The organism is Sinorhizobium meliloti (assembly GCF_017876815.1).
Lineage (GTDB): Bacteria > Pseudomonadota > Alphaproteobacteria > Rhizobiales > Rhizobiaceae > Sinorhizobium > Sinorhizobium meliloti.
In genome coordinates this window covers 3243378-3269060 of the sequence record NZ_JAGIOS010000001.1, presented here as the reverse complement: position 1 = coordinate 3269060, position 25683 = coordinate 3243378, and the positions used below count along the sequence as shown (strand labels likewise).

Here is a 25683-nt window from a genome sequence, read left to right as displayed (position 1 = left end):
GAAACAACGGAAGTCTGGAATGGTAACTTACATCGAGGCCGACGCGGCTCCCTACAAGAACACCGGTGTCATTCGACTTTACGGGCCGGAGGGATTTGAAGGCATGCGCAAGGCCTGTCAGGTGACGGCACGCTGCCTGGACGAGCTCGTGGCGCGCGTGAGCCCGGGCGTGACGACGGACGAGATCGACCGCTTCGTCTTCGAGTTCGGCATGGACCACGGCGCGCTCCCTGCAACCCTCAATTATCGCGGCTACACGAAATCTTCCTGCACCTCGATCAATCACGTGGTCTGTCACGGCATCCCCAACGACAAGCCGCTGCGCGAAGGGGACATCGTCAATATCGACGTGACCTATGTGGTCGATGGCTGGCACGGTGATTCAAGCCGGATGTATCCCGTCGGAGAGATAAAGCGTGCCGCCGAGCGCCTGCTGGACGTGACGCATGAATGCCTGATGCGCGGCATAGCGGCGGTTCGCCCCGGCGCGCGCACGGGGGCAATCGGCGAGGCGATCCAGGCCTATGCCGAAGCCGAGCGTTGTTCGGTGGTTCGCGACTTCTGCGGTCACGGCGTCGGCCGGCTCTTTCACGACGCGCCCAACATCCTTCACTATGGCAGCGCCAATGACGGGCCGGAGCTCAAGGAAGGCATGATCTTCACGATCGAACCGATGATCAATCTTGGCCGCCCGCATGTGAAGGTCCTCTCGGACGGCTGGACGGCGGTTACACGCGATCGATCCCTGTCGGCCCAATACGAGCACACGGTGGGCGTCACGGCGGACGGCTGTGAAATATTCACGCTCTCACCGGCCGGTCTCTTCAAGCCCGGCATTCACGTCGCGGGCGACGCGTGACGAAGATCCCGCCCGGCGAACCCGACGAGCTTTTCGACGCCGCGGACGAACGCGGGTTTTTCCCTGAGAAGCGGACCCGCAACAGCCCCGCAACCGCGCCGGCGCCGGCAACCGATACGCACTATCACGGCCATCGGGATCGCCTGAGAGCCCGCTACCGCGAACACGGGGATGCGGCGCTGGCGGATTACGAAATCCTCGAGCTCATCCTCTTCCGCCTCATCCCCCGCCGCGACACCAAGCCGATCGCCAAGGCGCTGCTCGACCGCTTCGGCACGCTTGCGGCCGTCTTCGGCGCTCCCCTGCACCTCCTTCAGGAAGTCAAAGGCGTCGGAGAGTCCGTTGCGCTCGATCTCAAGCTCGTCGCCACCGCCAGCCACCGCATGCTCAGGAGCGAATTGCGCAACAAGCAGGTTCTGTCCTCCTGGAGCGCCGTGATCGACTATTGCCACGCAGCGATGGCGCATGAGACGAAGGAGCAGTTCCGCATCCTTTTCCTCGACAAGCGCAACACGCTGATCGCCGACGAGGTGCAGCAGCAAGGAACGATCGACCACACGCCCGTATATCCTCGCGAGGTGGTCAAGCGCGCCTTGGAGCTTTCCGCTACCGCCTTGATTTTAGTGCACAACCATCCCTCCGGCGACCCGACGCCGTCACGCGCGGACATTGACATGACCAAGCTCATCGCCGAGGCCGCCAAGCCGCTCGGCATTGCGCTTCACGATCACGTCATCATCGGCAAGGACGGCATGTCAGCCTCAAAGGGCTTCGATTGTTCTGATGGAAAATATGCAGCAGACGCATCCAGAACAGGGCGCTACGGCATTGCACGTCATCAAACGGTGCGATTGACGATATAGCTGTGCCTGCGCGAAAGATGCCGCATCGCACAACGATTCTCACGCGAGCAGGGGAAGCGTTCATGAACCAGTACGATCTCATCGTCGTCGGCAGTGGTCCGGCCGGGCGCAGGGGAGCCATCCAGGCCGCGAAGCTTGGCAAGAAGGTGCTCGTCATCGAACAGGGAAAACGGGTCGGTGGCGTTTCCGTCCACACCGGCACGATTCCGTCGAAAACGCTGCGTGAAACGGCGCTCAACCTCACCGGCTGGCGCGAGCGCGGCTTCTACGGCCGCTCCTACCGGGTCAAGCAGGAAATCAGCGCCGAAGATCTGCGCCGTCGTCTCATCATCACGCTCAACCACGAGGTGGAGGTGCTCGAGCACCAGTTCGCGCGAAACCGCGTACAGCACATCCGTGGCAGGGCGAGCTTCGTCGGGCCGACGACGCTCGAGATCTCCAAAGACGACGACGAGAGCATGCTCGTTTCCGGCACCAGCATCCTGCTTGCCGTGGGAACGAAGCCCTTTCGGCCCGACTACATGCCTTTCGACGGCAGGACGGTCGTCGACAGCGACGAACTGCTCGACATCCGTGAACTGCCCCGCTCGCTTGTGGTGATCGGCGCCGGCGTCATCGGCATTGAATACGCCACCATCTTCAGCGCCCTCGACATCCAGGTGACGGTCATCGACCCGAAGACCACCATGCTCGATTTCATCGACCGGGAGATCGTCGAGGACTTCACCTATCAGTTGCGCGACCGCGCGATGAAACTGAACCTGGGCCAAAAGGCGGAGAAAGTGGAGCGGCTCGACAATGGCAAGGTGCTGCTTACCCTCGACAACGGCCGCAAGATCACGACGGAAATGGTGCTTTTCGCCGCCGGCCGGATGGGCGCGACGGATGCGCTCAACCTTCCCGCGGCAGGTCTCGAGGCCGATGCCCGCGGTCGGCTGAAGGTCAATCCGGAAACGTTCCAGACGACGGTTCCGAATATCTACGCCGCCGGCGATGTCGTCGGCTTTCCGAGCCTCGCCTCGACCTCGATGGAACAGGGCCGCGTCGCAGCCCGCGTTGCGGTCGGCGCAATCGCCAAGGAGCCGCAGAAATATTTCCCCTACGGCATCTATGCCGTGCCGGAAATATCCACCTGCGGCCTGTCCGAGGAAGAGGTCAAAGAGCGCGGGATTCCCTACGAATGCGGCATCGCCCGATTCCGCGAGACTTCGCGCGGGCACATCATGGGCCTGGATTCGGGACTCTTGAAGATGATCTTCTCGCTCAGGACGCGGCGGCTGCTCGGCGTCCATATCATCGGCGAAGGTGCGACCGAACTCGTCCATATCGGCCAGGCCGTCCTGAACCTGAAGGGCACCGTCGAATATTTCGTCGAGAACACCTTCAACTACCCGACCCTCGCCGAGGCATACAAGATTGCCGGCCTGGACGCTTGGAACCGCATGGGAGAGATCAAGGCGGAGTGACGGCGGGACTAGACACCTAGACGAAGACTCGCCCCTCATCCGCCTGCCGGCACCTTCTCCCCGCAAGCGGGGCGAAGGGGAATCGCGGCTGCTGTCTTGCTCCGATTTGATGTAGGGCGAGCGCTCGCGGCTTGTCCCTTCTCCCCGTTAAAACGGGGAGAAGGTGGCCGGCAGGCCGGATGAGGGGCGTTTCGAAACGCAGCGGCTACGAAATCAGCTGGCGCGGACCACCGCGTCGCCGCGCTCGGCAAGTGCTGCGAGATCCGCAGGCTTCAGTTCCACCGACTCGCCGCAGCCGCAGGCCGACGTTTGATTCGGGTTGTTGAAGGTGAAGCCAGAGCGCAGCGTGGTGGTCTCGAAATCCATCTGCGTGCCCAGAAGGTAAAGCACGGCCTCGGGGGCCACCCAGACCTTCGCACCCTGTTGCTCGATCAGGTCGTCCTTCGAATTGGGTTCGCTCACGAGATCGACGGCATATTCCATGCCGGCGCAGCCGCCCTTCTTGATGCTGATACGGATGCCCTTGGCCTCGCCTCCGGCATTTTCCACGATCGACCGGACCCGGCTGGCGGCGGCATCGGTCAGGCTCATTACGGCAAAGCCCATAGGCTCCATCTCCTTCGTATCGCCGGGTTAAAGGCCCGGCGCTTTCCAGACTGAATGTAATGCCCGCTTGCCAACGGATCAATATCGGCAGGTGCTCAATACCAGCCGAGCGCAACCTGCGCCTCTTCCGACATCCGGTCAGGCGTCCACGGCGGATCGAAGGTCATCGACACTTCGACGCCCGAAACGCCCTCGACGGTGCCGACGGCATTTTCGACCCAACCCGGCATCTCACCAGCCACGGGGCAGCCCGGCGCGGTCAGCGTCATGTCGATCTTCACCATCCGGTCGTCTTCGATATCGATCTTGTAGATGAGACCGAGTTCGAAGATGTCCGCCGGTATTTCCGGGTCATAGACGGTTTTGAGCGCCGCGATGATGTCGTCGCTGAGGCGCGCCAGTTCCTCCGGCGGAATGGCCGAATGAACGATGCCTTCGCGGACGTCGACTTTTTCTTGTGTTTGCTCGAGACCCATGTCCGTCTCCCTAAGCGAAAAACTTGCGTGCGTGTTCCAGCGCGTCCGCCAGCGCATCGACCTCGGCCCGGGTATTGTAAAGACCGAAGGACGCCCGGCATGTGGAGGTGACGCCGAACCGTTTCAAGAGCGGCTGCGCACAATGCGTTCCGGCGCGCACCGCAATGCCGGCACGGTCGATGACCATCGATACGTCATGGGCGTGTATGCCGGCGATCTCGAAGGAAAAGATACTCCCCTTGCCGGGCGCGTCGCCGAAGACCCTCAGCGAATTGACCGAAGACAGGCGTTCGCGGGCATAGGCCGTCAGGCTCGCCTCGTGTGCCCTGATCGCCTCGCGGCCGACCTTCTCCATGTAGTCGAGCGCATAGCCGAGCCCGATCGCCTGGACGATCGGCGGCGTGCCGGCCTCGAAGCGATGCGGAGGATCGTTGTAGGTGACGCGGTCCTCGGTCACTTCCTCGATCATCTCGCCGCCACCCATGAAGGGGCGCATTTCCTTCAGCCGTCCGGTCTTGCCATAGAGCACGCCGATGCCGGAAGGACCGTAGAGCTTGTGACCGGTCATCACATACCAGTCGCAATCGATGTCCTGGACGTCGACGGGCATATGCACCGCACCCTGGCTGCCGTCGACAAGCACCGGAATGCCGCGCTCGCGGGCAATGCGGCAGATCTCCTTGACCGGAACCACCGTGCCCAGCGCGTTCGACATGTGCGTGATGGCGATCAGCTTCGTCCGCTCCGTCAGGCACTTGACGAAGTCCTCGATGTGGAATGCGCCGTCGTCGTCGACCGGCGCCCAGACGAGCTTCGCGCCCTGCCGCTCACGAATAAAGTGCCAGGGAACGATGTTGGAGTGATGCTCCATGATCGAGATGACGATCTCGTCCCCCTCACCGAGTTTCGGCATTCCATAGCCGTAGGCGACCGTGTTGATCGCCTCGGTCGAGGACTTGGTGAAGATGATGTTGTCGACCGACGGGGCATTCAGGAAACGGCGAACCTTTTCGCGCGCCTGTTCATAGGCCTCCGTCGCGGCATTCGACAGGAAATGCAGACCGCGATGGACGTTGGCGTATTCGTTGGAATAGGCATGGGCAACGGCGTCGATGACGAGTTGCGGCTTCTGCGCCGACGCGCCGTTGTCCAGATAGACAAGCGGCTTGCCATAGACCGTCCGTGAAAGGATCGGGAAATCCTTCCTGACCGCTTCGACGTCGTATGCCGCTACCGGCGGCGCAGGATGTTCCATGTCTTTATCCAATCAGGCGTGCTTTTCGAGCCAGGCCGCGACTATATCTTCCAGCGCCTCGACCAGCGCCTCGTCGTCTTCCAATTCCTCGACGATCTCGGCGACGAAAGCATTGACGAGCATCGCGCGCGCCTTGTTTTCCGGAATGCCGCGAGCGAGAAGGTAGAAGAGCTGCGTGTGATCGATATCGATGACCGTTGCACCGTGACCGCACTGCACGTCATCTGCAAAGATTTCGAGTTCCGGCTTCGCAGAGAAGTCGGCGTCGTCGGAAAGGAGCAGCGTGTTGCACGACATTTTCGCGTCGGTCTTCTGTGCGTCCTGCGCGACCAGGATCTTACCCTGGAACACGCCCTTCGCCCGATCGAAGACGACGTTGCGGATGATCTCGCTCGATGTCGTGTGCGGCACGTCATGGCTCAGCGTGAACGTCAGATCCGTGTGGCTGTCGCCGCCGAGCAGGTTGATCCCGCGCAGGGTGAGGTCGGAGCCCTCGCCGCTCGCACGGCCATGCAGCTCCTGACGGACCAGCTTACCGCCGGCATTGATGACGAAGAGGTGCAGTTTCGCGTCCTTGCCGAGATCGAAGCGGATCTGGCCGAGATGCGTATCGGCCGGACCCTGCTGCTGCAGGATGATCCAGATCACGTCGGCGCCGTCGGCGAGCGTCACGTCGCTTACCGAGGAAACGAAGCTCGGCTCGGCATTCGTCGACAGATGGCGCTCGATCACGGTCGCTTTCGCGCCGGCGCCGAAGGAAACCGGAAAGCGCGTATGCGCCTGACCATGACTCTGAACCACCTGGATTTCGATCGGAGCTTCGATCTGCGCGCCGGCGGCGACGGTGATTTCCAGTCCGCCGCGCACGAGGCCGCCATTGATCCGGCCGATCGCATCGTCCGAGCCGAGGACGGAGAGCCCGGCTACCGCCGAACCATCGAGCAGGCTCTCGGTATAGGAGCGCGCCGTCAAATGCTCGGGAACGCTCTTGATATCCGCCTGGCCGTTGCGCACGGACAGAACAGACGAGCCCGGAACGACCGGCTCTACGCGATCGGCGAAGGCGGTCGGATCGGCCGCCGGCACCGCTCGCAGCAGCGTGCGCAGGTCGGTATAGTGCCAGGCTTCGACGCGGCGCGTCGGCAGACCTGCCGTCTTCAACTCGTGAACCAGCGTGTCGCGAAGCGACAGCACGGCCCCGTCGCCCGGCAGATCACCGATCTGCGCCGTATAGGCATCGACGAGCGCCGTTTCGGCCGCCGTCATCTTGATGGCCTGTTGCATATTCATTCGAACACTCCTTCGACAGGCGTCAGGCTGCCGCCTCGATGATATCCGCGTAGCCGTTGGCCTCGAGTTCGTGCGCCAGCGTCTTGTCGCCGGACTTGATGACCTGGCCCTTGTAGAGGACGTGGACAGTGTCCGGAACGATGTAGTTGAGCAGGCGCTGGTAGTGCGTGATGACGACGACCGCGCGATCGGGCGAGCGCAGCGCGTTGACGCCATCGGCAACGATCTTCAGCGCGTCGATGTCGAGGCCGGAGTCGGTTTCGTCGAGAACGCAGAGCTTCGGCTCGAGCAGAGCCATCTGCAGGATTTCCGCGCGCTTCTTCTCGCCGCCCGAGAAGCCGACATTGAGCGGACGGCGCAGCATTTCGGGCGCGATCTTCAGCTCGGCGGCAGCTTCCTTGACGCGGCGCATGAATTCAGGCGTCGTCAATTCCTCTTCGCCGCGGTACTTGCGCTGTTCGTTCATCGCCACCTTCAGGAACTGCATGGTGGCGACGCCCGGAATTTCGACCGGATACTGGAAGGCGAGGAAGATGCCCTTCGCAGCTCGCTCCGATGCATCGAGCTCCAGGATGCTTTCGCCGTTGTAAAGAATGTCGCCCTCGGTCACTTCATAATCTTCGCGCCCGGACAGGATGTAGGAGAGCGTCGACTTGCCGGAGCCGTTCGGCCCCATGATGGCCGCGACTTCGCCAGCCTTCACCGTCAGGTTCAGGCCGCGGATGATCTCGGTGCCGTCCTCGGCGATGCGTGCGTGCAGGTTCTTGATTTCAAGCATGTGTGTTCGTCCTCTTGGGAAACGAAATCTTCTATCGCGCACAAATTCCGTGCGCCGGTTCGGTATTCGGGCGGGCCTTAGCCCACGGAGCCTTCGAGCGAGATGCCGATCAGCTTCTGCGCCTCGACGGCGAATTCCATCGGCAGTTCCTGGATGACTTCCTTGACGAAGCCGTTGACGATCAGAGCGATCGCCGCCTCTTCCGGAATGCCGCGCTGCAGGCAGTAGAAAAGCTGGTCCTCGGAAATCTTGGACGTCGTCGCCTCGTGCTCGAACTGCGCAGTCGAATTCTTCGCCTCGATATAGGGCACCGTGTGCGCACCGCACCGGTCGCCGATCAGAAGCGAATCGCACTGCGTGAAGTTGCGGGCGTTCTCGGCCTTGCGGTGCGCCGAGACCTGACCGCGATAGGTGTTTTCCGAAACACCGGCCGCAATGCCCTTGGAGATGATGCGGCTCGACGTGTTCTTGCCGAGGTGGATCATCTTCGTGCCCGAGTCGATCTGCTGGTGACCATTGGAAACCGCGATCGAGTAGAACTCGCCGCGCGAACCGTCGCCGCGCAGGATGCAGGACGGATACTTCCAGGTGATGGCCGATCCGGTCTCGACCTGGGTCCAGGAGATCTTCGAGTTCTTGCCGCGGCAATCGCCACGCTTGGTCACGAAATTATAGATGCCGCCCTTGCCCTGCTTGTCGCCCGGATACCAGTTCTGCACCGTCGAATACTTGATCTCGGCATCGTCGAGCGCAATCAGTTCGACCACTGCCGCATGAAGCTGGTTCTCGTCGCGTTGCGGCGCCGTGCAGCCTTCGAGATAGGAGACATAGGCGCCTTCGTCGGCGATGATGAGCGTACGCTCGAACTGGCCCGTGTTCTTCTCGTTGATGCGGAAATAGGTCGAAAGCTCCATCGGGCACCGAACGCCCTTCGGCACATAGACGAAGGAGCCGTCGGTGAAGACCGCGGAGTTCAGCGTCGCATAAAAGTTGTCCGACTGCGGTACGACCGTACCGAGATACTTCCGCACGAGGTCCGGATGTTCCCGCATCGCCTCGGAGATCGACATGAAGATGACGCCGGCCTTCTTCAGCTCTTCCTTGAAGGTAGTGACGACGGAGACCGAATCGAACACCGCATCGACGGCGATCTTCGACTTCTCGACGCCGGCGAGAATCTCCTGTTCCTTCAGCGGAATGCCGAGCTTCTCATAGACCTTGAGGAGTTCCGGATCGACCTCGTCGAGCGATTTCGGCCCGGTCGTGCCCTTCGGCGCCGCGTAATAATGGATGTCGTTGAAGTCGATCTTCGGATAGCGGACGCGCGCCCAGGTCGGCTCCTCCATGGTCTGCCAGCGGCGATAAGCCTCGAGGCGCCATTCGAGCATCCATTCCGGTTCGTTCTTCTTGGACGAGATCAGACGGATAATATCCTCGGACAGCCCCTTCGGAGCCAGGTCCATCTCGATCGTCGTCTCGAAGCCGTATTTATACTGGTCCACGTCGATCTGGCGGACCTGATCAATGGTTTCCTGCACGGCAGGCATGTCGTTCTCCAATCTCGCCGGATCCAAGGTCCGGCAGCTTGTCAATACGATGCAAGTATTCGCGCACCGCTTATGTAATGGCTAAAAGGCGTTTTTCACCCCATTTGCCAAGCGGAAAATTGCTTTTCCGCAATTTCATTCAATGCTCTCCGCTTCACGCCGCCTGTCCGGCCGAGCGTCGCCGCGCCGCCACTTTCGCGAATACCGCCGCGCAACGCTCGATTTCCGCTTGCGTGGTCGCCTCACCGATCGAAATCCTCAGCGCACCCTGGCGCGGATCATAGCCCATGGCGGTCAGAACATGGCTTTGCCCGACCTTCCCGGACGAGCAGGCCGAGCCTGCCGACAAGGCGACGCCCTCGAGATCGAAAGCGATCTGTCCGGTCTCGGCCTTCAGCCCCGGAAGCGTGAAGAAGCATGTATTTGCCAGGCGGGACTGGTCTCGCCCGTGGATGACCACATCGGGGGCGCAGGACTGCATTTCCGCCTCGAGGCCGTCGCGCAGCGCGGCTATGGCGGCCATGCGCCCGTCGATATCCGCGGCCGCGGCTCGGGCCGCAGCCGCGAAGCCCGCAAGCGCCGCCGCATTCTCGGTCCCCGAACGGTGTCCCTTTTCCTGTCCGCCGCCGCGGATCAGCGGAGAAGGCATCATGATCTCGCCGCGGGCGACGAGTGCGCCCGCTCCCTTGGGGCCGCCGATCTTGTGCGACGACAGGATCAGAAAGTCCGCACCGAGCGATGAGATCGAAAGCGGCAGCCGGCCGGCAGCCTGAACCGCATCGACGACCAGGATGCCGCCATGCGCGCGCACGAGCGCCGCAACCTCGGCGACCGGCTGAATGATGCCCGTTTCATTATTGGCAAGCATCACGGCCACCATCGGCAGACCGGTCTCACGGTCATGGGCCCGAAGCAGATCTTCGAGCGCTGCGCAGTCGACGATCCCGGCGTTTGTCACCGCTATCTCGCAAACATCCTCGCGCGCGAAACGCCCGCCCTCGCGCACTGCCGGATGCTCGATGGCCGAAACATAGAGCTTGCCTGCCTTCAGCGGCGTGCGCCCCATGCGGAACTCAGACGTCAGCACCAGGTTCGCCGCTTCCGTCGCGCCGCTGGTAAAGACGACCGCTGCGGGTTGCGCGCCGCAGAGAGTGGCAACATCGCGTCGGGCGCTCTCGACAAGGGCGCGCACCGCACGCCCTTCGCCGTGGACCGAAGAGGGATTGCCGAGTTGATCGAGCGCGAACAGGAGCGCCTCGCGCGCTTCCGGCAGAAGCGGCGCCGTGGCGTTCCAGTCCATGTAGATGCGCGATCCCGACATCGATTCCTTCGCTAGGCCTGCTGCGACCGCTTCGAGCGGCCCGTTGCATTTTCCTTGAATTTTCCGCGCCGCTTGCCTTAAGAGACGAAGCTCATGCGGACGCCCGCACCAAAGTTTTGAACGGTTCTAAAGTAGGTTCTAGAAAAGCTGACTGGTTTAGTCAAGACAGATCGGCACCAAGAACGACGGAATTGAACCAAAGCACTCCCGGAGAGCCAATGCCCGAAATCATCTTCAACGGACCGGCCGGTCGCCTCGAGGGCCGATATCAGCCTTCGAAGCAGAAGAGCGCACCGATTGCGATCATCCTGCATCCGCACCCGCAGTTCGGCGGCACGATGAACAACCAGATCGTATACCAGCTCTTCTACATGTTTCAGAAGCGCGGCTTTACCACCTTGCGCTTCAACTTCCGGGGCATCGGTCGCAGCCAGGGCGAATTCGACCATGGTGCCGGCGAGCTTTCCGACGCGGCGTCCGCGCTCGACTGGGTGCAGAGCCTGCACCCGGATTCCAAGAGCTGCTGGGTCGCCGGCTACTCGTTCGGCGCCTGGATCGGCATGCAGCTGCTGATGCGGCGTCCGGAAATCGAGGGCTTCATGGCGGTGGCACCGCAGCCGAACATCTACGACTTCTCCTTCCTGGCGCCCTGCCCCTCCTCCGGCCTGATCATCAACGGCGATTCCGACAAGGTCGCGCCGGAGAAGGACGTCAATGGGCTCGTCGAGAAGCTCAAGGCGCAGAAGGGCATACTGATCACCCATAAGACGGTCCCAGGCGCCAACCACTTCTTCAATGGCCAGGTCGAAACCCTCATGGCCGAATGCGAAGACTATCTCGACCGCCGTCTCAACGGCGAACTGGTACCTGAGCCGGCAGCGAAGCGCATTCGCTGAACGGCGCCGCCCGTTGCTGCAGAGGTGCTCAAGGCCTGACTTACTTCTGTCTTGCGGAGGACTATCCGGTGCCGAAAGCCGAGCATCTCGAGACGCCGGTTTCGACAAGGGCAGGTCATCCTGCCCAAGGTCATCCGCCAGCGGCTGGAATGGGACGCCGGCACCCGCCTGATCGTGGAAGAGACCCCGGACGGTGTCCTGCTGAAACACGCACCGTTATTTGAGCCATCCGAGCCGAAGGACGTGTTCGGGTTGCTGTCCTTCAGCGGCGAGCCGAAATCGCTGGACGATATGGAGGCGGCCGTTTGGCCGAGGTCCGGCGGCGGCATGACGCAATTGAGGCGCGGCAGCCGTGAACGTCTGTGACGACGAACGCGCACGAAGAACTCATGAAACGGCCGCAATCCGCCCCGGCTTTGCCGCGAGCCTACCCCCGCTTACCGGACAGCTGACGCCCGTCGTTCCAGGATAGGTCAAAGGCAGGCAGTATCGCGATCTCACGGCGAGATAGGCCCAGGCCTCGGCTTCCATCGAATCGCCGTTCAGATCCAGCGCTTCTGCGGCAAGCACGCGCGCGCCCTCCGCTTCGGCAAGCGCGTGAAGGTCGCTCATGATGACGGAATTCAGGCGGCCGCCGCCGCAGACAATGTAGGTTGCCGGATTTGCCGGAAGATGGCGCGCGGACCGGACGATGCCGGCGGCCGTTACATGAGCGAGGGTACGCGCCCCATCCTCGAGGCTGGCATCGCCTGCCGCCGGCGGCGCGAAATCGTTACGGTCGAGCGAGCGGCGTTTCTCGGCGCTGAAAAACGGGTGAGAAAGATAACGGTCGGCGAGTTCCCGCAGGACGCCGCCCTCGCTCGCGATCATGCCGCCCTGGTCGTAGGGAATACCGGCGTGAGCCTCCACCCATTGATCGATCAGCGTATTGCCGGGTCCGCTGTCATAGGCGACGATTTCTTCGCCTGCGCCTATGTAGGTGAGATTGGAAATGCCGCCGATATTGACGAAGACGACGGGAGTGGCAATCTCCCCGACTTTGGAGAGACCGCGCGCCAGGGCGGCGTGATAGGCGGGAATGAGGGGTGCGCCCTGGCCTCCATGGGTCATGTCATTGGCCCGCATGTCGTAGACCACGTCGATCCCGGTTTCCCGCGCCAGCAGCTCGCCATCGCCAAGCTGTACCGTCAACGCTTGATCAGGGCGATGCAGGACGGTTTGTCCGTGAAAACCTATTACATTAACATTATCCGGCAAAATATTGTTTTCCTGGAGAAACATCCGAACCGCGAGTGCGTGCCGCAGCGTCAGGTCGCGCTCGAGGTCTGCGAGGGTACCCGGCCGCTCTTCTCGTTTGAGAATCGACCGGGCGTCTTCGAGGCCCTGTTTCAGGCGCTCCCGGAACCGCGGATCATAGGCATATCCGGCAGACGGGCCGCGATCGACGATGCTGTCGCCGTCGGTTCGCACGACTGCGATATCTATGCCGTCCATGCTCGTGCCGCTCATCAGTCCGATCGCCGTCAATACTCTGCCCATGCATTATCCTCCGCCGAACGCGCGCCGCCTCCGACCCGCATCTGCGTTCATAGCAAAACACCCGGCAAGCAAAAACGTGCACTTTCGAAGAAACAATGATAAAGGCCCGGCGCACACGTTCTACCCAGCCGAAAGAGACAGGTTATGTCCGAGTTCAAGTCCGATTTCCTTCATACTCTCAGCGAACGCGGTTTCATCCATCAGACATCGGATGATGCCGGCCTCGACCAGCTGTTCCGTACGGAAACTGTGACTGCCTATATCGGCTTCGACCCCACGGCTGCGAGCCTGCACGCCGGCGGGCTCATTCAGATCATGATGCTGCACTGGCTGCAGGCGACCGGACACCGACCCATTTCGCTGATGGGCGGCGGCACGGGCATGGTCGGCGACCCGTCCTTCAAGGACGAGGCGCGGCAACTGATGACGCCCGAAACGATCGCCGCCAACATAGCGAGCATCAAGACGGTCTTTTCGAACTACCTGAGATACGGCGACGGCCCCAAGGACGCGCTGATGATCAACAATGCCGACTGGCTGCTCGGCATCAACTATCTCGAATTCCTGCGCGACGTCGGCCGCCACTTCTCGGTGAACCGCATGCTGTCGTTCGACAGCGTGAAGATGCGGCTCGAGCGCGAACAGTCGCTGTCCTTCCTCGAATTCAACTACATGATCCTGCAGGCCTACGATTTCGTCGAGCTTTACGAGCGCACCGGATGCCGGCTCCAGATGGGCGGTTCGGACCAGTGGGGCAACATCGTCAATGGCATCGATCTCGGCCACCGGATGGGAACGCCGCAGCTCTACGCCCTCACCTCGCCGCTGCTGACCACCGCCTCCGGCGCGAAGATGGGCAAATCCTTGAGCGGTGCCGTCTGGCTCAATCCGGATATGCTCGGCCCCTACGAGTTCTGGCAGTACTGGCGAAACACAGAGGACGCCGACGTCGCACGCTTCCTCAAGCTCTACACCACCCTGCCGATGGCTGAAATCAACCGGCTGTCGAAGCTCGGCGGTTCCGAGATCAACGAGGTCAAGAAGGTTCTGGCAACCGAGGTTACCGCCATGCTGCACGGGCGGGCGGCGGCGGAACAGGCAGCCGAAACGGCGCGCAAGACCTTCGAGGAAGGTGCGCTTGCCGAGAACCTGCCCTCGGTCGAGGTCCCGGCTCCCGAACTCGAATCGGGGCTTGGCCTGCTGACGCTTCTGGTCCGCGCCGGCCTCGCCGCTTCGAACGGCGAGGCGCGCCGCCATGTTCAGGGCGGCGCCGTCCGGATCAATGACGATCAGGTCAGCGACGAACGCCGCGTCATTGGAAGCGGCGACGTGACCGGCGACGGCGTCATCAAGCTCTCGCTCGGCAAGAAGAAGCACCTGCTCGTTCGGCCAGTGTGAGCGGGCGAGACATTCGGTAACCGGAGGCCGGCCGCAGCGCCGGCCTTTTCATTGAAACTCGAAAATGTTGCGGAAAACGCCCGGCGCTATGATCGACAGCGGGTTGATCGTCAGATTCGGCTGGCTGAACGGACCGGTGAGTTTGAACGTGATGCCGAGCAGACCGCGGTCGCGGCCGTTTCCGAGCAGGACGCCGATCAGCGGCAGCTCGCCGAAGAGGCGGTTCAGTCCATAGGCCGGCATGAACGTTCCCGTCATGTCCATGCGGCCATTGGAGTCGCGGACGGTACCCTGGAACGTCGCGCCGACGTCGACGCCGCGGACGACCCCGCTGCCGACGCGGATCGCGCCCTGATCCAGCAGGAGTTGCGCGAAACCACGCTCGAACTGAGCCGTACTCACATCGATATCGCGCCGAACCGCCTGATTGAGGCTACGCCCGTCCTGCCCCGCCGGCGTCGAGACCATCGATTGCAGCCTTTGTTCGCCGACGAGCGAGAACTTGCGGATGTCCACGGTTCCGCGCCAGGAATTGGCGCCCCGATCACGCAGACGCAGATTGAGGAGACCGCCGCGCATATTGCGGTAGATGTCGATGAAGCGCGCAAATGCCCCGGCATCGCTCGTTGTCAGTTCCAGCGTATTGTCCGCTCCGGCCTTCACCAATCTGGCGACGACGGCCTGACCGCTTGCCGTTACCGCCGAAAGGTCGACATCGTCGATCTGCTGGCCGCGGCTCGAATAGGCCAGGTTCACATTCGAGAGAACCTCGCCGTTGAAACCGGTGACCCGATCGAGCCGCGCATTGATCTTCACATTGCCGCCATCCTTAGCAGCGGCCCCGCCCTTCACCCGGGCAAGCGCCGGTCGGATATCCGCTGCCGTGCCTGTGAGGTCTATCGAATAGCCGCCCCTGCTGCGATCCACCGTAACGGCGAAGTCGTCGCCGCTGGCCAGGCGCACGCCCCCCAGGCGGGCCGACGCGAGGCCGGACTCATCGACGCGCAATTCGCCATTGCCGCCAAAGCCTTCGCCGGTGAGATGAAAGTCGTTTATTTCCGTAATGCCGCCGGTAGCCCGAATGGTGAAATGCGCCTCTGCGGCGATGCCGGATCCCTTGCTCCAGCCGATCCAGGGCAGCGAGAGGACGGCTTTACCGAGATCGGCCTTCACCGACTGGCTGCCATCTTCCGCAAGCGATACGTCGATGCCGACGGGCCCGCTGACCATACCGGATAGGGCCGGAGCGATTTTCGCCCGCGCCGCCTCGTCGAGCGTTCCGGAAATTTCCCGCGTTCTCTTCACATTGGCGGAGGCATCCACCGGCTCGGTGAGCGCGATGCGCATCTTCGCGCCGTCGATCAAGGCGTTCGCCTGAAGTACGGCACGTTCATTGTCGATCCGCATCGTACCGTCGAGATTGGCGATCGAACGTCCGGCGATCGGCCGCTTTATCGTGACGTTCTCGAGCTGCATTTCCACCTGCCACAGCGGTGGTGGCGGCTTCTGGTCGGATATGAGCCCAAATCGCGCACCGACCAGCGCCTTCATCGGGCCGGTGAAATCCTCCGGAGTGAAGGGCGTCTTCTGAAGCGCCTGGATCGGCTTGTAGCGGACGAGCTCCGCTATCGCATCCGCCTGGCCCGCGACCTCGATCTTCATCTCCGCCATGAGCGGCTTGCTATAGACGTCGGCAATGACGAAATCGCCGCCATTCAAGGCGACGGAGTGGCCGGAGGGGAAGAACGCGGCACCCTTCTTGACCGCGACGGACATCCGTTCGCCGCTGAGGCTGAAATGCCCGGCCGTGTCGCGCAACGGCGGGATCTCGCCCGCGATGTTGATGCGCGTATCGTCGATGGCGAAATTGATGTTGAGTTCCCGCTCGTTCAGCCGCAACTCACCGCCGCTGCTGGCGATGCGCCCTTCAGGGATGGAGACCTCTATGCGGGCATCGGTGACCGTGCCGCCGTAGAGGTTGGCGAGGGCCCAACGGCGAGCACCCTTCGCAAGCCACCACGGCCACAACTGCTTGACCACCCTGGAATGCATCCTGTCGCTGAGTGCGGCGAAACTGATTCGCGGCGATGTCTTGCCGAAAGCGACCGAGAGGGACCCCGCCATGGAACCGAGCGGGCTCGATATTGCCAGCTGATCGAAAATCAGCCGGTGGCTGTCCGACTCGAAACGGCCGCTCGCCTTGGCATCGAAGGCAAGCGGGCGCTCCTGCAGGTCCTCGGGATCGGAACTGGCGTTCTTGAGCAGGAGGTCGACCGCAAAGCCCTTCCGGTCCGCGCCGGCGACCTTGTCGAGGTCGATCAGGGCACCGGTAAAGGGGAAGCTCGAACGGCCGATCCTGACCATCGACGACAAAATTTCGACAGAGGCCCGCTCGAAATCGTAAGAGAGGTTGAGGTCAGAGGAATTGAGAGTCGAGACGAGTCCGCCGGCGTGGAAGGCGCCCTTGGAAGTCTTGACGGTTGCCGTGAGTGCCGGCTTCTTGCCGTCCGTCGCGCGAGCCGCGTTGAGCGTCACATCGGCGGCGGCCTCGATGCCGAAGGCCTCCTCCTTGGCCGATTTGCCGTGATAGAGGAACGGCGAGAGCGAGAGCGCGTCGAGGCGAGCCTCGAAGGCGGCAATGCGCCCATTGTTGCCGAGGGCCTTTGCCGTCAGCAGCGATTCTGTCCCATCGACTGCGATCGTGCCGTCAACGCGCATCGAACTGTCCGGATCGTGGCTGAACTCCAGCGTCTTGATTTCGACGGGAACAACGCGCCCCCGGACGCCGCTGACTTTCAGGCTGAAATTCGAGAGCACGACGGTCTGCGTCGCTCGCCCGGCGGTCAACCGTGACATCCGGTCCCCCTGCGCGAACAGCTCTTCAAGCGCGTTGCCCACATCGGCGATGCGGATGGCGGTGAGATCGATCGGCTCGCCGCGCGGCAAGAGGCCGGTGTCGAGTTCGCCTCCTTCCGCTTCGAGCCTCGACACGTCGATGCGGCCGGTCGCCAGGGCGAAGGGATCGAGCGCGATCGAAATCGCACCCAGCCTGGCGAGGTGCCGGCCCGAGCCACTCTCCTTCAGCGTGACGCCGCGCGCCTTGAGCGCAAGAGCGCCGCCGCCTGTCAAGCGGATTACCGTGCTTTCGACATCGGCGCTGTATCCCTGACCCAGCGCCGCATTGAGTGCCGTACGCGCCCGGGCGTTCAACGGTCCGTCGACGATCCCGCTTTCTATGATGGCGACGAGCGAAGCAACGGCGATGAAGACGAGGAGCGAGCAGCACAGGAAAAGCCGTGCGCATAAGCGCCAGGCACCGCCCGGACGCGGCGTGTGCACAATGACCGGATCATGCGCTTGAGCCGAGGGCAACGCATGCAGCGCGACGATGTCTTCCCTGCGAAAGTCGACTTTTTCGCCGCGGATTTCAGTCATCGGCACGAGCGTCCGACCTGATTGCCCCATTGCATGTTTCCCATCGGGCCGCCGCGACGCAAGCGATGGCCGGATCTTTCATTCGCCCCATTTAGATCGATACTCGTCTCACCAAATCACCATGCTTCGCCTCTCGCGGGAGCGAGAAGACTCGCCATTTCCCCTTTGCGCAAGATTGCTTATGGCATTGAGCCTGCACGATTTCACCTCCGCTCGAATCCGAGTTAAAGGATCATACAGTAGCTACGAAGCCGTCCGGCACCTGTCAAATCTATCACAACTCTGCTGGACGGGCTTCGGCGATCTCCGATATGCCCTCAAGCGCGTTGCATTCGATCCCGAAGACGATGCACGATTTTGGGGACATGCATTAACCGCGGAATGCCCACAAAACGTGACGTAAGAAAGGTTTGATCATGGCAGGATTGGGACAAGGCGATGTCGCCCCGGAGTTCGAACTTCCTCGTGATGGCGGCGGTTCGATCTCGCTCGCTGCGCTGCGCGGAAAGCCGATAGTTCTGTTCTTCTACCCGAAGGACGATACGAAAGCCTGCACCGAGGAGGCTATTTCCTTCTCGGCTCTGGCGAAGGAATTCCAGGAAGCCGGGATTGCGCTCGTAGGCATATCGCCCGATTCGGCCAAGAGCCACGATCGTTTCACACAAAAACACGGCCTCACGGTCGCCCTTGGCGCGGACGAGGACAAGGCCGCGGCAAACGCCTACGGCGTCTGGGTCGAGAAGAGCATGTACGGCCGTAAATACATGGGGGTCGAGCGGACCACCTTCCTGATCGACCGGCAGGGCGTGATCAGCCGCGTCTGGGAAAAGGTCAAAGTCCCCGGCCACGCCGACGAGGTTCTGGCCGCCGCAAAGACGCTTTGAGCAGATACGGCAAGACCATGACGCGACTTCCGCAATTCCATAGCCTGCGCGGGGCGGCCGTCGAAGCGATCCGTGCCGCCGATCTTGCCGTCAAGACAGAGGTCGCGCAGGAGGCGGCGCGGCGCTGGAAGGCGCGAACGCTATCCTTGCGCTCGCCTTTGGACCGCACCGTGCCCGAGCGGCCCGGCCGGCCGGCCAAGCCCGTTCTGACGCCACCGACGCAGGTCAAGCGGCGCTCGCTCGGTTCGCTGAAAGGGCGGATCGCTCTGCTGCACGCTATCGCCCACATCGAACTGAACGCCGTAGATCTGGCCCTCGACATCGTCGCACGCTTTGCATCCGAGCCGGTGCCGAATTCCTTCTTTGACGGTTGGATGCAGGTTGCCTTCGAAGAGGCCAAGCATTTTCGCATGGTACGGCAAAGGCTGAACGACCTCGGCGCCGACTATGGCGATCTTCCCGCCCATGACGGCCTCTGGCAGGCGGCGCACGACACGCGCAACGACCTGACCGCCCGCCTGGCCGTCGTGCCGCTGATTCTCGAGGCCCGTGGACTTGATGTGACTCCGGCATTGCGCGCAAAGATGCGGGAGACCGGCGACAATGAGAGCGCTGCCGTCCTCGACGTCATCTACGAGGACGAGAAGGGCCACGTCGCGGTCGGAGCGAAATGGTTCCGCTTTCTCTGCGCCCGGCAGAAGAAGGACCCCGCCGCAACCTTTCAAACGCTCGTGCGGGCGAATTTCCGCGGACCGCTGAAGCCTCCGTTCAACGACATTGCCCGGGCGGAGGCGGGATTGACTCCCTCCTTCTACCGATCGATGACCGCCTCAACCAACATCTGAGAAAACGCCTCGCACACACGCTTTATTAACCCTAACAAAGTGTAATTGCCGTCGAGCAACGCGAACTACAGCGCAGCGCGCCTCCGGACGCGCAAACTGGGGCGCATCGGCGGGGGTGGTGTGGTGTCTGTTGGTTCGGTAAACGCCTTCGGGAAGCGCAGGCAAAGTCACGTCCTGATCCTGGCGAGCGGCGACAGGGTCCGGCACATGACGGTCCGCCCATGGATGGCGACCCTGGCCATCTGTTTCGTCGGCATGTTCGGCACAGGATATCTTGCCGCAACCACATATCTGGTGCTTCGCGACGACCTGATCGGCGGAACGATCGCACGGCAGGCGCGGATGCAGCATGAATACGAGGACCGGATCACTGCACTGCGAGCGCAGGTGGACCGTGTCACGAGCCGGCAATTGCTGGATCAGCAGGTTGTCGAACAGAAGGTCGAGAAACTTCTGCAGCGGCAGCTGGCACTGACCTCGAGAAGCGGCCGGTTCGGCGCACTCCCGGAAGACGGTGCGGACTTGAATCATACCGGGCAGCAAGACACTTTTCCTGCGACGGAACCGCTGGCCTATGACGGGCGCGAAGAAGCTCGGGGCGGCGTCAAGGCCATCGAGACGATCATGGGCATCGCCGGCAAGGATGACGACCGGCCTCCCCGCCCCGCCGTACTCGGCTATGCACCCGTCTCCTCCGGGAATGTGGGTGGCGAAAGCGCTTCCGACCGGGCCGACCGTATGTTTTCCAACGTCACGCTTTCGCTCAAGGGCGTGGAGCGCGAACAGATGGCGCATCTCCGGCAGATGACGGACAGCGCGCTAAGGACGTCCGCGACAATCAGGGCGATCGTGGAAGATACCGGCTTCACGCTCCCGGAAGCCGGGGAAGCGCTCGACGCGGATACGGCCGCGGAAGCCGGAATCGGCGGCCCCTTCGCCGAACCGCAGGACGGAGACGTATTCGATCGGTTCCTGGTCGGTCTCGACAGCGCTCTCCTGGAGCTTGAGCAGACCCGTGACGCAGCAAAAAGACTTCCTCTCGCCAGCCCGGCGCCGGCAGCCGATGTCTCCAGCGGCTTCGGAAATCGGCTGGATCCATTTCTCGGCCGTCCGGCGCTGCACGCCGGAACGGATTTTCGCGCACCGACCGGCACGCGAGTCCGCGCGACCGCGGGTGGCACCGTCACGGCCGCGGGTCCTGCGGGCGGCTATGGAAACATGATCGAGATCGATCACGGCAACGGCGTCTCGACCCGCTATGCACATCTGTCCGCCATCCTGGTCAATGTCGGCGATGCGGTGAAGGCAGACGCGGTCATTGCCAAGTCGGGAAGCACCGGACGGTCGACGGGCCCGCATCTTCATTACGAGGTTCGCCTGAACGGGCACGCCGTCGATCCGGCGCGCTTCCTGAGGGCCGGAACGGAGCTCGCCGGCTATCTCGATTGACAATGGGCGTGCGGGCAGCTACCTCTCCCGCGCCTGACGCGAAAAGCATGAGAATCGGGCGGATTCAACTTCCAGTGTTTCAACGTGCTGGATTTCTTGACTTTCGGCGCCTTTGGTCGTATGAGCGCCGCCACATGCTGCTGCATTTTCCAACGATCGATCAGAGTTCATCAGAACCGGAACGGAAACAGTTTCCCCTTTGACCAATTTCGCTGACCTTGGCCTGAGCCAGAAAGTTCTCTCCGCAGTTACCGATGCGGGCTACACGATACCGACACCGATCCAGGTTGGTGCCATCCCGCCGGCGCTTCAGCGCCGCGACATTCTCGGCATCGCCCAGACCGGAACCGGCAAGACCGCATCCTTCGTGTTGCCGATGCTGACCCTTCTGGAAAAGGGACGCGCACGCGCACGCATGCCGCGTACGCTGATCCTCGAGCCGACGCGCGAACTCGCTGCGCAGGTTGCCGAGAACTTCGACAAATACGGCAAGAATCATAAGCTCAACATCGCGCTTCTGATCGGTGGCGTTTCCTTCGACGAGCAGGACCGCAAGCTCGAGCGCGGCGCCGATGTGCTGATCTGCACGCCCGGCCGCCTGCTCGACCATTGCGAGCGCGGCAAGCTCCTGATGACGGGGGTCGAGATCCTCGTTATCGACGAGGCCGACCGCATGCTCGACATGGGCTTCATTCCCGACATCGAGCGCATCGCGAAGCTCATTCCCTTCACGCGGCAGACCTTGTTCTTCTCCGCGACGATGCCGCCCGAAATCCAGAAGCTTGCGGATCGCTTCCTGCAGAATCCGGAGCGGCTCGAGGTGGCACGCCGGTCCTCGACGGCCATAACCGTTACGCAGCGTTTTGTCGCCGCACACGGCAAGGATTACGAGAAGCGCGCCGTGCTTCGTGAACTCATTCGGTCCCAGGAGGACCTGAAGAACGCGATCATCTTCTGCAATCGCAAGAAGGATGTCGCCGAGCTCTTCCGCTCGCTCGATCGCCATGGCTTTTCGGTCGGCGCGCTGCACGGCGACATGGATCAGCGTTCACGCATGGCCATGCTTGCCAACTTCAAGGACGGCAACATCAAGCTGCTGGTCGCCTCCGACGTCGCGGCGCGAGGACTCGACATTCCCGACGTCAGCCATGTCTTCAATTTCGACGTGCCGATCCACGCTGAAGACTATGTCCACCGCATCGGCCGAACCGGCCGTGCTGGGCGTTCCGGCGCCGCTTTCACGATCGTCACAAAGCGCGAGACGAAGTTTTCCGATGCCATCGAGAAGCTGATCGGCCAGAAGGTCGAATGGTTCAACGGCGACCTTTCGGAGCTTCCCGAGCCGATGGAGAGCCACGACAGCCGTCGCGACCGCGGCAGCGACGGGCGCAAGGACCGGAAGAGGGAGCGTCCCGGCAAGGTTCACGCCGATCGCAAACCTGTCACAGCCTCAGGCAATAATACAGAAGAACTCGAAACAGTCCCGGAAAGGGTCGACGCGGTGAAGATCGAACGCAATGCCGACAGCAAGGATCGTCATAACGGCCGCAGCGACCGTCCCGGCCGCGCGCAGAATGCAGCCAATGACGACAATCGCGACCGTCGCCAGCGCAACCGCCGCGATCATGACGACGGCCCGACGCCGGTTGGTTTCGGCGACGACATTCCGGCCTTCATGCTGATCGTCGGCAAGGCCTGATTCTCGCTCATGGCACTGCCCGGTATCGATTTCCCCGGTCTCGGCTGCGGTCTGGCAATCCTGCGGGATGGAAAGATCCTCCTTTGCCGACGCCTGAAGGCGCCGGAAGCCGGCCACTGGAGCATCGTCGGCGGCAAAGTCGATCATATGGAACTCGCGCAGGATGCGGCCCGACGCGAGGCGGAGGAGGAAAGCGGCCTTTCCATCCATTCGACCCGCTTTTTATGCGTCAGCGAGCAGATGATCGAAGCCGATCGGCAACATTGGATCTCGCTGATTTATGTGACGGAGAATTTTTCCGGCGAGCCGCGTCTCACCGAGCCGGACAAGCTCTCCGACATCCGCTGGTTCGACCTGACCGCCCTGCCCCAGCCTCTATCCCGCTTTGCGGCAGATGCGGTGCGGGCGCTCGCCTGAAACCCGGGACGATCATCTCTACTTTTTGGACCTGAGCGCGGCCTCGTAGGCAAGTCTAACCCAGCGCGCCATTTCATCCGGATCGTCCCAGGCCGGCTCAGGGATGCTCCAATAGGGCATTTTCACCGGCTTGCCCTTGCCTTCATAGGCCCACTGCCGGGCGCCTGCTTCCTCGAGCGCCGGCGCCGATTCGGCATCCCCCTTCAGAAGAATTTCGCCGTTCACTTCCAACGCAAGAATGATGCCGTCGAAATAGATGCCCTTGCCGCCGAACATGCGGCGAATCTTGATCGGGCCGAGTGTTTCGAAGATCTCCTCGATTGCCGCATTGTCCATCGCTCAATCCCTCAATAGCCCGCCGGCAGCCACTATCGCCTCCGGCGTGTCGAGATCAAGACGCGCCGCAGCACCGAGTTCGACGTCGATCACCGGCAAGCCGCAGCGCTCGACAATGTGTCTCGCCCCGACGTCGCCGACGAGCTGCCGGACGGCATGGAAAGTCTCCTTCGGCAGAATGACCGGATTGCCGCGCTGACCGCCAGCGACGGCACGCACCACAGCACGGCCGGATTCGGCTTCGAAGGCAGCGATCAACTTTGCCAGGTGTGCCGAAGTAATGCCCGGCATGTCGGCAAGCATGACGAGCATCCCGCCGGCGCCGGCATCCAGGGCGGAGAGACCGGCAACCAGCGAAGAGGCCATGCCGCTCCGGTAATCGGGGTTCGAGACGAATGTGGTCTGCAGCCCCGCGAGTGCCGCCCGGATCTCCGCTTCACGGTGGCCGGTTACCACGATCACTCTGCCCGGAGCCGCCGCGATGGCGGTCTCCACCGACCGGCGCACGAGCGGCATGCCTTCGAACTCCGCAAGCAGCTTGTGGCGGCTATCCGGCCCCATCCGGCTCGCCTGGCCGGCTGCGAGCACCACGATCCCGACGGGACCCGGCCGCTTGCCGGCGCTCCCTTCCCGCGGCTGCGGACGCGTCGGTATTTCCTTGAGCAACCCGCCGACGCCGAGCCCGGTAATGTCGGCTTTGCTCGGCCACTCGCCCGCGATCAACCGGTCGAGAATCCAGTCGAAACCGTTTTCCCTCGGGCTTCGTGCACATCCGGGAGCACCGAGGACCGGGATTTCCCCTAATCGCCCGAGGACGAGCAGGTTGCCCGGATCGACCGGCATTCCGACGTGTTCTACGACGCCGCCCGCGCGCCGGATGGCGGCAGGGATCACATCGTCCGGATCGGCCACGGCCGAAGCGCCGAAGACGATGATCAGGTCGTGCGAATCGGCAGCGTCCGAGATCGCGGCGGCGACCGCTTCGGTAGTATGAGCCACGCGCTGCTCGCTATCGAGGCGGCTGCCCGATTGCAGGAGCCTTGCGGTGAGGACGGCGCGCGTCTTGTCCATAACCTGGCTCTTCAACGAAGGCAGCTCAGTCGCCACCAGGGCCGCGCGCCGCGGCGTGAACGGCTTGACCTCGAAGGCCCGATCCGCCCGAAGCAGTGCCTGCGCTCGCTCCACGAGCGCTTGCGGCACGGCAAGAGGGATGATCTTGATCGTCGCCACCATGTCGCCGGCGTCGACGGCAACATGATCGGCAAGGCAGGCGAGCGTGATCGCCGGATCTATACGGTTCAGCCGATCGACGACGGCGCGATTGGCAACGAAAAGGCCGGCAGCGGTAGCATAGACGTTGACCCGGCCGGTCGTGGCCCGCGAGAACCGCAGGTGATCCGGAGCGATCGCCGCAGCTATGCGCGCCGCGGCTTCGTCCTCCGGCAGGTCGTCCGGCTCGAGCCGCGCGACAATGACCTCCGTGACATCCGCTTCGGCAAGCGCCGCGACATCGTCGGCGCTCAGGCGATCCCCCTTTGACAGCTTCATCGTGCCGATCTTTACCGAATGGCCCAGGAGAGCGCCTTCGGCCTCGGCAAGCGGTACGGGCCCGAACCTCACTTGGCCCCCTCCGCCGGCAGGTTCACGTCGCGACGCCGCAGCGCCCCGATGATCTCTGCCAACACGGCAACCGCAATCTCCGCCGGGCTCGCGGCACCTATATCGAGGCCGATCGGGGCCTTGATACGCGTGATCGCCTCTCCCGGCACTCCTTGCGTCTGCAGGCGTTCGGTCCGAGCCGCATGGGTCTTGCGGCTGCCAAGCGCGCCGACATAGAAGCATCCCGCCTCCAGTGCCGCGCTGATCGGATAGTCATCGATCTTCGGATCGTGCGTGAGGGCGGCGAGTGCCGTATAGCGATCGAGCGGTCGAGCGGGCAGAACGTCTTCCGGCCAGTCGGCAATAAGCTCGACGCCATGGAAACGCTCGGCCGTTGCAAAGGCGGTGCGCGGGTCGATGACCGCCATGTCGAAACCTGCGACCGGCGCCAGACGCGCCAATGCCTGCGAAATGTGAACCGCTCCGATCGCGACGATACGAGGGGGCGGCAGATGAACGTTGAAGAAAAGCGCTCTTTCCTCGAGGTTCAGAAGGCGGGGCCGGCCCGAGTGCAGCACTTCGGAGACGGGCGCGGCCCATTCAGGGGGAATGCGATCGCCTTCGACAAAAGCCTGACTGCTGCCGTCCGAAAGATCGCTGACGACGACGGCGGCGCGGCGTGACGCGCGGGCGTCATTGAGTATCTGCAGTGTGCTCAGTTCCAT

At 62.7% G+C, this 25683-nt stretch carries 22 protein-coding genes and 1 pseudogene; 11 read left to right on the top strand and 12 right to left on the bottom strand.

Features of this window, described 5'->3' with window-relative positions:
• Positions 1–19 precede the first annotated feature (19 nt).
• The 3 genes and pseudogenes from map (at position 20) to sthA (ending at position 3188) form a co-directional block, all read left to right on the top strand.
• Positions 20–859, top strand: a complete 840-nt coding sequence (map, locus tag JOH52_RS15785; RefSeq protein ID WP_003537051.1) for a type I methionyl aminopeptidase — start codon at positions 20–22, stop codon at positions 857–859.
• A pseudogene (gene radC, locus JOH52_RS15780) lies at positions 856–1643 on the top strand (RadC family protein). The gene map and the pseudogene radC overlap by 4 nt, the downstream one beginning before the upstream one ends.
• Positions 1644–1784: 141 nt before the next feature.
• Positions 1785–3188, top strand: coding sequence for a Si-specific NAD(P)(+) transhydrogenase (gene sthA, locus JOH52_RS15775; RefSeq protein ID WP_003537057.1), 1404 nt, complete (start codon positions 1785–1787; stop codon positions 3186–3188).
• Between the two features lie 213 nt (positions 3189–3401).
• On the opposite strand, the gene sufA is transcribed toward sthA, so the two are convergent.
• The 7 genes from sufA to JOH52_RS15740 all read right to left on the bottom strand — a co-directional run bounded on the left by sufA (position 3402) and on the right by JOH52_RS15740 (position 10461).
• A complete protein-coding gene (gene sufA, locus JOH52_RS15770) occupies positions 3402–3794 on the bottom strand; it encodes a Fe-S cluster assembly scaffold SufA (protein WP_010969428.1) in 393 nt (130 codons plus the stop codon).
• Between the two features lie 95 nt (positions 3795–3889).
• Positions 3890–4270, bottom strand: coding sequence for an SUF system Fe-S cluster assembly protein (locus JOH52_RS15765; protein ID WP_003531488.1), 381 nt, complete (start codon positions 4268–4270; stop codon positions 3890–3892).
• 10 nt (positions 4271–4280) lie between these two features.
• On the bottom strand, positions 4281–5525 hold the full coding sequence (locus JOH52_RS15760; RefSeq protein WP_010969430.1) for a cysteine desulfurase: 1245 nt from the start codon (positions 5523–5525) through the stop codon (positions 4281–4283).
• Between the two features lie 12 nt (positions 5526–5537).
• Entirely contained in the window at positions 5538–6815 is a 1278-nt protein-coding gene (gene sufD / locus JOH52_RS15755) for a Fe-S cluster assembly protein SufD (RefSeq protein WP_003531484.1), read from the bottom strand.
• Between the two features lie 22 nt (positions 6816–6837).
• Positions 6838–7593, bottom strand: coding sequence for a Fe-S cluster assembly ATPase SufC (gene sufC / locus JOH52_RS15750; protein WP_003531483.1), 756 nt, complete (start codon positions 7591–7593; stop codon positions 6838–6840).
• Between the two features lie 77 nt (positions 7594–7670).
• Positions 7671–9140 (bottom strand): Fe-S cluster assembly protein SufB, encoded by a 1470-nt coding sequence (gene sufB, locus JOH52_RS15745; protein ID WP_003531481.1) that lies wholly within the window; start codon positions 9138–9140, stop codon positions 7671–7673.
• Between the two features lie 154 nt (positions 9141–9294).
• A complete protein-coding gene (locus tag JOH52_RS15740; protein WP_010969431.1) occupies positions 9295–10461 on the bottom strand; it encodes a cysteine desulfurase family protein in 1167 nt (388 codons plus the stop codon).
• A 218-nt stretch (positions 10462–10679) separates the two neighbouring features.
• Between JOH52_RS15740 and JOH52_RS15735 the strand changes: the two genes are divergently transcribed.
• Together JOH52_RS15735 and JOH52_RS15730 are read left to right on the top strand one after the other, a co-directional pair.
• Positions 10680–11357, top strand: coding sequence for an alpha/beta hydrolase (locus JOH52_RS15735; protein ID WP_003531477.1), 678 nt, complete (start codon positions 10680–10682; stop codon positions 11355–11357).
• A 51-nt stretch (positions 11358–11408) separates the two neighbouring features.
• Complete coding sequence (locus JOH52_RS15730; protein WP_003531476.1) at positions 11409–11723, top strand: AbrB/MazE/SpoVT family DNA-binding domain-containing protein; 315 nt, start codon at positions 11409–11411, stop codon at positions 11721–11723.
• 21 nt (positions 11724–11744) lie between these two features.
• On the opposite strand, the gene JOH52_RS15725 is transcribed toward JOH52_RS15730, so the two are convergent.
• Positions 11745–12896 (bottom strand): anhydro-N-acetylmuramic acid kinase, encoded by a 1152-nt coding sequence (locus JOH52_RS15725; RefSeq protein ID WP_003531474.1) that lies wholly within the window; start codon positions 12894–12896, stop codon positions 11745–11747.
• Positions 12897–13040: 144 nt separating this feature from the next.
• Between JOH52_RS15725 and tyrS the strand changes: the two genes are divergently transcribed.
• Positions 13041–14294, top strand: a complete 1254-nt coding sequence (tyrS, locus tag JOH52_RS15720) for a tyrosine--tRNA ligase (RefSeq protein WP_003531473.1) — start codon at positions 13041–13043, stop codon at positions 14292–14294.
• Between the two features lie 48 nt (positions 14295–14342).
• Here tyrS and JOH52_RS15715 read toward each other — a convergent pair whose 3' ends face one another.
• The gene (locus tag JOH52_RS15715; RefSeq protein WP_013844485.1) at positions 14343–17759 is read right to left on the bottom strand and encodes a YhdP family protein; all 3417 of its coding nucleotides are present in this window, start codon (positions 17757–17759) and stop codon (positions 14343–14345) included.
• 386 nt (positions 17760–18145) lie between these two features.
• Between JOH52_RS15715 and JOH52_RS15710 the strand changes: the two genes are divergently transcribed.
• The 5 genes from JOH52_RS15710 to JOH52_RS15690 all read left to right on the top strand — a co-directional run bounded on the left by JOH52_RS15710 (position 18146) and on the right by JOH52_RS15690 (position 23023).
• Entirely contained in the window at positions 18146–18613 is a 468-nt protein-coding gene (locus tag JOH52_RS15710) for a peroxiredoxin (RefSeq protein ID WP_010969433.1), read from the top strand.
• 17 nt (positions 18614–18630) lie between these two features.
• Positions 18631–19458 (top strand): ferritin-like domain-containing protein, encoded by an 828-nt coding sequence (locus JOH52_RS15705; RefSeq protein ID WP_014529483.1) that lies wholly within the window; start codon positions 18631–18633, stop codon positions 19456–19458.
• A 45-nt stretch (positions 19459–19503) separates the two neighbouring features.
• Entirely contained in the window at positions 19504–20907 is a 1404-nt protein-coding gene (locus JOH52_RS15700; RefSeq protein ID WP_014526836.1) for a M23 family metallopeptidase, read from the top strand.
• A 199-nt stretch (positions 20908–21106) separates the two neighbouring features.
• Positions 21107–22606 carry a DEAD/DEAH box helicase gene (locus JOH52_RS15695; protein WP_010969437.1) on the top strand — a complete coding sequence of 500 codons (1500 nt, stop codon included), beginning with the start codon at positions 21107–21109 and terminating at the stop codon, positions 22604–22606.
• Between the two features lie 9 nt (positions 22607–22615).
• Entirely contained in the window at positions 22616–23023 is a 408-nt protein-coding gene (locus JOH52_RS15690; protein WP_003531455.1) for an NUDIX hydrolase, read from the top strand.
• Positions 23024–23041: 18 nt separating this feature from the next.
• Here JOH52_RS15690 and JOH52_RS15685 read toward each other — a convergent pair whose 3' ends face one another.
• The 3 genes from JOH52_RS15685 to JOH52_RS15675 are packed head-to-tail and all read right to left on the bottom strand — an operon-like array spanning position 23042 to position 25683.
• The gene (locus tag JOH52_RS15685; RefSeq protein ID WP_010969438.1) at positions 23042–23359 is read right to left on the bottom strand and encodes a TfoX/Sxy family protein; all 318 of its coding nucleotides are present in this window, start codon (positions 23357–23359) and stop codon (positions 23042–23044) included.
• Between the two features lie 3 nt (positions 23360–23362).
• Entirely contained in the window at positions 23363–24979 is a 1617-nt protein-coding gene (locus JOH52_RS15680) for an NTP transferase domain-containing protein (protein ID WP_010969439.1), read from the bottom strand.
• Positions 24976–25683: an XdhC family protein gene (locus JOH52_RS15675; RefSeq protein ID WP_010969440.1), complete on the bottom strand. Its 708-nt coding sequence runs from the start codon at positions 25681–25683 to the stop codon at positions 24976–24978. The genes JOH52_RS15680 and JOH52_RS15675 overlap by 4 nt, the downstream gene beginning before the upstream one ends.

What these genes read in the sequence shown, in the direction of transcription:
- map (WP_003537051.1), top strand. Translation starts at nt 20, where the DNA reads ATGGTAACTTACATCGAGGCCGACGCGGCTCCCTACAAGAACACCGGT.
- sthA (WP_003537057.1), top strand. Translation starts at nt 1,785, where the DNA reads ATGAACCAGTACGATCTCATCGTCGTCGGCAGTGGTCCGGCCGGGCGC.
- sufA (WP_010969428.1), bottom strand. Translation starts at nt 3,794, where the DNA reads ATGGGCTTTGCCGTAATGAGCCTGACCGATGCCGCCGCCAGCCGGGTC.
- JOH52_RS15765 (WP_003531488.1), bottom strand. Translation starts at nt 4,270, where the DNA reads ATGGGTCTCGAGCAAACACAAGAAAAAGTCGACGTCCGCGAAGGCATC.
- JOH52_RS15760 (WP_010969430.1), bottom strand. Translation starts at nt 5,525, where the DNA reads ATGGAACATCCTGCGCCGCCGGTAGCGGCATACGACGTCGAAGCGGTC.
- sufD (WP_003531484.1), bottom strand. Translation starts at nt 6,815, where the DNA reads ATGAATATGCAACAGGCCATCAAGATGACGGCGGCCGAAACGGCGCTC.
- sufC (WP_003531483.1), bottom strand. Translation starts at nt 7,593, where the DNA reads ATGCTTGAAATCAAGAACCTGCACGCACGCATCGCCGAGGACGGCACC.
- sufB (WP_003531481.1), bottom strand. Translation starts at nt 9,140, where the DNA reads ATGCCTGCCGTGCAGGAAACCATTGATCAGGTCCGCCAGATCGACGTG.
- JOH52_RS15740 (WP_010969431.1), bottom strand. Translation starts at nt 10,461, where the DNA reads ATGTCGGGATCGCGCATCTACATGGACTGGAACGCCACGGCGCCGCTT.
- JOH52_RS15735 (WP_003531477.1), top strand. Translation starts at nt 10,680, where the DNA reads ATGCCCGAAATCATCTTCAACGGACCGGCCGGTCGCCTCGAGGGCCGA.
- JOH52_RS15725 (WP_003531474.1), bottom strand. Translation starts at nt 12,896, where the DNA reads ATGGGCAGAGTATTGACGGCGATCGGACTGATGAGCGGCACGAGCATG.
- tyrS (WP_003531473.1), top strand. Translation starts at nt 13,041, where the DNA reads ATGTCCGAGTTCAAGTCCGATTTCCTTCATACTCTCAGCGAACGCGGT.
- JOH52_RS15715 (WP_013844485.1), bottom strand. Translation starts at nt 17,759, where the DNA reads ATGGGGCAATCAGGTCGGACGCTCGTGCCGATGACTGAAATCCGCGGC.
- JOH52_RS15710 (WP_010969433.1), top strand. Translation starts at nt 18,146, where the DNA reads ATGGCAGGATTGGGACAAGGCGATGTCGCCCCGGAGTTCGAACTTCCT.
- JOH52_RS15705 (WP_014529483.1), top strand. Translation starts at nt 18,631, where the DNA reads ATGACGCGACTTCCGCAATTCCATAGCCTGCGCGGGGCGGCCGTCGAA.
- JOH52_RS15690 (WP_003531455.1), top strand. Translation starts at nt 22,616, where the DNA reads ATGGCACTGCCCGGTATCGATTTCCCCGGTCTCGGCTGCGGTCTGGCA.
- JOH52_RS15685 (WP_010969438.1), bottom strand. Translation starts at nt 23,359, where the DNA reads ATGGACAATGCGGCAATCGAGGAGATCTTCGAAACACTCGGCCCGATC.
- JOH52_RS15675 (WP_010969440.1), bottom strand. Translation starts at nt 25,683, where the DNA reads ATGGAACTGAGCACACTGCAGATACTCAATGACGCCCGCGCGTCACGC.